Below are 5,155 nucleotides of genomic sequence, written 5' to 3' on the forward strand. Positions count from 1 at the left end.
CCCGCCACCTGCACGCCCAGCAGCAGCAGCGCGTCCATCAGGTCCCCGCGCACGCGCGAGGACGGGGTGGGTTCCGGTGGAGGAGGCTCGCCCACCAGCGCCGTCAGCCGCGCCAGCAGCAGGGGGGACAGCGCGCCCAGCCACTCCGCGTCCTGCGGCACCGGGAACAGGCGCAGGAGCAGCTCCGACAGCTTGCCCGGCTCCGGCGGCGCGGGCAGCACGCCGCGCACGAGGCGGTCCGTCAGCTCGGAGAAGAAGCCGTTGCCCGCGCTCAATCCCACCTGGGCGAAGAGCTTCAGCCCCCGGCTGCCCGCGCACACCCCCGACACCAGCCGGGTAACGGACGCGCGAAAGGGGGGCTCGCCCTCCAGCACGCGCACCAGCAGCGACAGCCGGGAGTTCGCGGGGGACAGCGCGCGGTCGTCCGCGTCCGTGAGGCCGTGGGCGGGGATGCGGTCGCGCATCCAGTGGATCCACCGCTCCACCCACTCCAGGCGCGGCTCCAGGCCGTCACCGGGGAGCTCCGACAGGAGCCGGAGCAGGTCCCGGACCGCGGGGTGCCCGGGTGCCCGGGGGGCGTACTGCACACAGAACGCGTCCATCTCACGGTCGGACGGCGCGCCGCGGAGCAGTAGCCGCTGGGCGGGGGTCGAAACACTCATTCGCCAGGCGCTCCGGGGGGAGGGGAACGCCCAAGCCTACCCGGCCCGCGCCTCCCCCGGAACCCAAGGAGAGGACGAGGGCCTGGTTGCCTGGCTGCTTGGGCGGGAATGGCTGGATTACTTCAGCTTCACCGCACCCAGCTCGTCGTTCTTCTTGCGCATGGCGCCGAGCAGCCCGTCCCAGCCGCCTTCCTTGAAGAGCGGGCGGACCTGATCATCGCGGATGCCGGTGAGCATGGAGTCGCCCAGCACGGACACGTCCACGACCTTCCAGTTGGTGCCCACCTTCTCCACGGCGTACTTCAGCTTCATCTCCTGCTTCTTCAGCGGGTGGTTGATGAAGATGGTGGAGCCCACGAGCGCCTTGTCGCCCGTCACCTGGGGCTCGTCGTAGGTGATGGAGTCCAGGTTCTTGAAGTTCTCGCGGACCTTGGGGAAGGCGATCTTCGCGAAGAGGCTCTGGAAGAGCTGGGTGAACTCCTTGCGCTGGGCGTCCGTGGCCTTGGTCCACTCGTCGCCCAGCAGGAAGAGGCCCTGCTGGTCGCTGCCCAGGTTCTCCAGGGCCTTGAGGTCCTTCTCGTAGCGCACGGACTGCACCACGGTCTTCACCGGCTTGGTGATGGCTTCGGAGGCCTTGGGCGCGGCGAGCGCGGGCACGGCGAAGGTGAGGGCAACCAGGAGGGGAAGGGTGCGGATGCGGGCGTTCACGTTCATATGGGTCGGTGACCTCCGGAAGAAGGGCGCGGGTCCTGTTAGCCCAGGGGAACGCCGCGCGAACCATTAAATTCATCCAGCGGGCAGGCACACCCGCCGCGTCGGGTCCGCCCGGTTGAAGGGCGCTGCCCCCGAATAAACCCGTGTATCGGCAGGTTTGACTCTGCTGGGACCGCACGTTTACTGTCCGCCCCCTGCGCTGCGTCACTGAAATAGCGCGAAGCCCGAGAAGACATGCCTACCGACTTCCTGTTCACGTCTGAATCCGTCACCGAGGGCCACCCGGACAAGATCGCCGACCAGATCTCCGACGGTGTGCTCGATGCCATCATCGCCAAGGATCCGCAGGCGCGCGTCGCCGTGGAGACGCTCGTCAAGACGGGCCTCGCCATCGTCGCGGGCGAGGTGACGACGAACACCTACGTGGACATCCCGAAGATCGTCCGCTCCACCATCACGCGCATCGGCTACACCGATAGCTCCATGGGCTACGACGGCAACACCTGCGGCGTCATGGTGGCCATCGAAGGCCAGAGCCAGGACATCGCGCGCGGCGTGGACAACAAGAAGGACCAGGGCGCCGGCGACCAGGGCATGATGTTCGGCTTCGCGTGCGACGAGACGCCGGAGCTGATGCCCGCGCCCATCCACTACGCGCACGCGCTGACCCGCCGCCTGGCGGAGGTGCGCCGCAAGAACCACCCGTGGATCCGCCCGGACGGCAAGAGCCAGGTCACGGTGGAGTACAAGGACGGCAAGCCGGTCCGCATCGACGCGGTGGTGCTGTCCACGCAGCACTCGGATGACGTCTCCAACAAGAAGATCCAGGAGGCCATCCGCGAGGACGTCATCCTGAAGGTCCTGCCGAAGAAGCTCATCGACAACAAGACCAAGTTCTTCATCAACCCCACGGGCCGCTTCGTCATCGGCGGCCCCATGGGCGACTCGGGCCTCACCGGCCGCAAGATCATCGTCGACACCTACGGCGGCATGGGCCGTCACGGTGGCGGCGCGTTCAGCGGCAAGGACCCGTCCAAGGTGGACCGCTCGGCCGCGTACATGGGCCGCTACATCGCGAAGAACGTCGTGGCGGCGGGCCTGGCCAGCCGTTGCGAGGTGCAGGTCTCCTACGCCATCGGCGTGGCGGAGCCCGTCAGCGTGATGGTGGAGACGTTCGGCACGTCCACCGTGCCGGAAGAGCAGATCGCCCGCGCCGTGCGCCAGGTGTTCGGCCTGCGTCCGCGTGAAATCACGGAGCACCTGGACCTGCTGCGGCCCATCTACCAGAAGACCGCCGCTTACGGTCACTTCGGCCGCTCGGACAAGGAGTTCACCTGGGAGCGCACGGACAAGAAGGACGCGCTCCGCGAGGCGGCCTCCTCCCCCGCCCCCAAGGTGCGCACGCCGCGCCTGAAGGCGGTCTGACGCACCACCGGAAGCACTCCGGTTGAGCCCACGCGCTCGTCCCTGCCCGGGGCGAGCGCGTTTTCATTCGCCGGGCATTCACGGTGGGTGAATTGTTAGGACACGGCCATGCCGACTTCCGGTGCCGCGTCTGGCTGGCGCATCGTGCTGCTCACCGTGGCTCCCGCGGTGGCGCACGACTTCACGTTGTCGCTGCGGGCCCAGGGGCATGAGGTGGTGGCGCTGGTGGTGCCGGCGGGCATCCGCGGCCTGCGCCCGCTGGACCTGGAGGGGTGGGCGGAGCTGGGGCGCCTGTTCGAGGCCGCGCCCCCGTCGCTGGACGTGCTGCTGGTGAGCGAGCCGGCGCACCTGACGCCCCGGCTGGCGGACCTGAGGCCGGACCTCCTGCTGTGCTTCTTCTTCCCGTGGAGGCTGCCGCCGGAGGCGCTGGCGCTGCCGCCGCTGGGCGCGGTGAACGTGCACCCGTCCCTGCTGCCGCGCTACCGGGGGCCGTGCCCGCTGGGGTGGGCGCTGCGCGAGGACGCGCGCGAGCTGGGGCTGACGTTCCACCGCATGGACGCGAGCTTCGACACCGGGCCCGTGCTCGCGCAGGGGACGTTCCCGCTCCAGGACGAGGACACGGAGGAGCGGGTCTTCGAGAAGCTGATGCTCGCGTCGCGCCAGCTCCTGCCCCGCGTGGTGGAGCGCGTGGCGCGGGGGGACGTGGGCGAGCGGCAGGTGGAGGCCGCCGCCACCTTCGCGCCCTTCTTCGAGGCGGCGTACCGGGACATCGACTGGCGCGACAGCGCGCGCTCCGTGCACCTGAAGGTGCGTGCGTGCCGCTTCGCCGCGTGGCGCGAGGGCCACGGCGATGCGAGGGCCCGGCTCCAGGACCGCTGGGTGCGGGTGCGGCGCACGCGGGCCTGGCGCGGCGAGGACCCTCGCGCGAAGCCGGGCACGCTCCTGGCCCGGCAGGGGGATGAACTGCTGGTGCAGTGCGGGGACGCGCCGCTCTGGGTCGTGTCGCACAGGCCGGAGGAGGCCTGAGCGGTCGCGGCGGGCAGGCGCGGTGACACGACACGGTGGCGCGTCGCACACGACGCTTCCGCCATAAAGACAGACATCGTCTTTCGAAGTGGCTTCTGTCTCCGGCTGGAGCCCCGCGTCCTCCTGGCGGAGTGCCGCGGGCGCGCCCCTTGCAATCACAGCCATTCCGGAAGGCGGAGGGGCCTTCCGTGAGGGACATGCCGACAACGGCCTGGGGCCGCCGGCATGCCAGAAAGACAGACATGGCAAGAAAGCAACGACGTCAGCGGGGCATGACGCTGTTGGAGATCATGGTCGTCATCACCATCCTGGGCCTCATCGCCGCCGCCGTGGGCGTGTCGGTGATGGACCAGTTCGGTCAGGCGAAGCAGCGGCGGGTGAAGCTGGACTTCGGCTCGCTGGGCCAGGGCCTCCAGCTGTACGCGATGAAGCGGGGGAGGCTGCCGGACACCTCCACGGGGCTGCGCGCGCTGGTGGAGGACCGCATCCTCTCCGACCTGCCCCGCGACCCGTGGGGCAATGACTACGTGTACACGCTGGACCGGGGCGTGCCGGCCATCGTGTCCCTGGGCGCGGATGGCGCTCCGGGTGGCGACGGGGATGACACGGACCTCTCGTCACTCGACCGGGACGCGCGGTCCCGGGAATGACGGAGGTGGAAAAGGGTGCTGCCCGAGTGGAGAAGCCACGATTGGGTGGCGTTTCAGGCCAAGGCGGATTCGAACCGCGGACTCCCGTGAAGGAGCCTTACCAGAGCGTGTAGGGCCTCTCCGGCCGGGCAGCACTCCCAGGGACGCAGGCGCCGCGAAAATCCTGACGGGGGATTTTCGCGGGCCTTTTTCAGTCCGTGGGGAAGGTGTCGAGCGTGAGGCTCTCCGGAGGGACCTTCAGCTCGCGCGGCAGCTTGAGGACGCCGTCCAGGTAGCGCCAGCCGGTGCCGTCGTGGCGGAAGTCCGAGCGCTCCACGAAGGACTGGTCCTTCCCCTTCTCGAACACCTTGGCGAAGAAGAGGACGCGGGACAGCCCCGTCGCGTCCGCAGGCTGGTGGCCCAGCACCACCAGCCCCGGGTACTGGTGGGCCTGCGCGAAGGCGCGCAGCTCGCGCACGACTTCCGCTTCCGGACGGGCCCGCATCGGGTGGTCGGGGTGGAGCGTCTTCCACAGGTAGGCGGCCTCGCGCTGGGCGAAGGCGCTGTAGCGGCTGCGCATGAGGCGCTCGGCGTCCGGGGCTTCCGCCTCGCCTTTGTGGAAGGAGGCGCAGCACTGCTTGTAGCGCTGGCCGGAGGAGCAGGGACACAGGGGGGCGGGGGGCATGGCGGGGCCGAGCC

Annotated in this window: 6 protein-coding genes; 3 read left to right on the plus strand and 3 right to left on the minus strand. The window is 69.8% G+C overall.

The window, feature by feature from the left end:
• On the minus strand, window positions 1-662 hold a 662-nt coding region (locus tag D7W79_RS38560), incomplete at its 3' end, for a transporter-like protein (RefSeq protein ID WP_167497793.1).
• A gap of 117 nt (window positions 663-779) precedes the next feature.
• A complete protein-coding gene (locus D7W79_RS38565; RefSeq protein WP_120530243.1) occupies window positions 780-1,370 on the minus strand; it encodes an ABC transporter substrate-binding protein in 591 nt (196 codons plus the stop codon).
• A 240-nt stretch (window positions 1,371-1,610) separates the two neighbouring features.
• On the opposite strand from D7W79_RS38565, the gene metK reads away from it, so the two are divergent.
• The 3 genes from metK to D7W79_RS38580 all read left to right on the plus strand — a co-directional run bounded on the left by metK (window position 1,611) and on the right by D7W79_RS38580 (window position 4,477).
• Window positions 1,611-2,801: a methionine adenosyltransferase gene (gene metK, locus D7W79_RS38570; RefSeq protein ID WP_120530239.1), complete on the plus strand. Its 1,191-nt coding sequence runs from the start codon at window positions 1,611-1,613 to the stop codon at window positions 2,799-2,801.
• A gap of 108 nt (window positions 2,802-2,909) precedes the next feature.
• Window positions 2,910-3,827: a methionyl-tRNA formyltransferase gene (locus tag D7W79_RS38575; RefSeq protein WP_120530240.1), complete on the plus strand. Its 918-nt coding sequence runs from the start codon at window positions 2,910-2,912 to the stop codon at window positions 3,825-3,827.
• Window positions 3,828-4,069: 242 nt separating this feature from the next.
• Window positions 4,070-4,477, plus strand: coding sequence for a type II secretion system protein GspG (locus tag D7W79_RS38580; RefSeq protein WP_120530241.1), 408 nt, complete (start codon window positions 4,070-4,072; stop codon window positions 4,475-4,477).
• Between the two features lie 190 nt (window positions 4,478-4,667).
• Here D7W79_RS38580 and D7W79_RS38585 read toward each other — a convergent pair whose 3' ends face one another.
• A complete protein-coding gene (locus D7W79_RS38585) occupies window positions 4,668-5,141 on the minus strand; it encodes a YchJ family protein (RefSeq protein ID WP_120530242.1) in 474 nt (157 codons plus the stop codon).
• Window positions 5,142-5,155 lie beyond the last annotated feature (14 nt).

The sequence above is a fragment of the Corallococcus exercitus genome, from assembly GCF_003611585.1.
Taxonomy (GTDB): Bacteria; Myxococcota; Myxococcia; order Myxococcales; family Myxococcaceae; genus Corallococcus; species Corallococcus exercitus.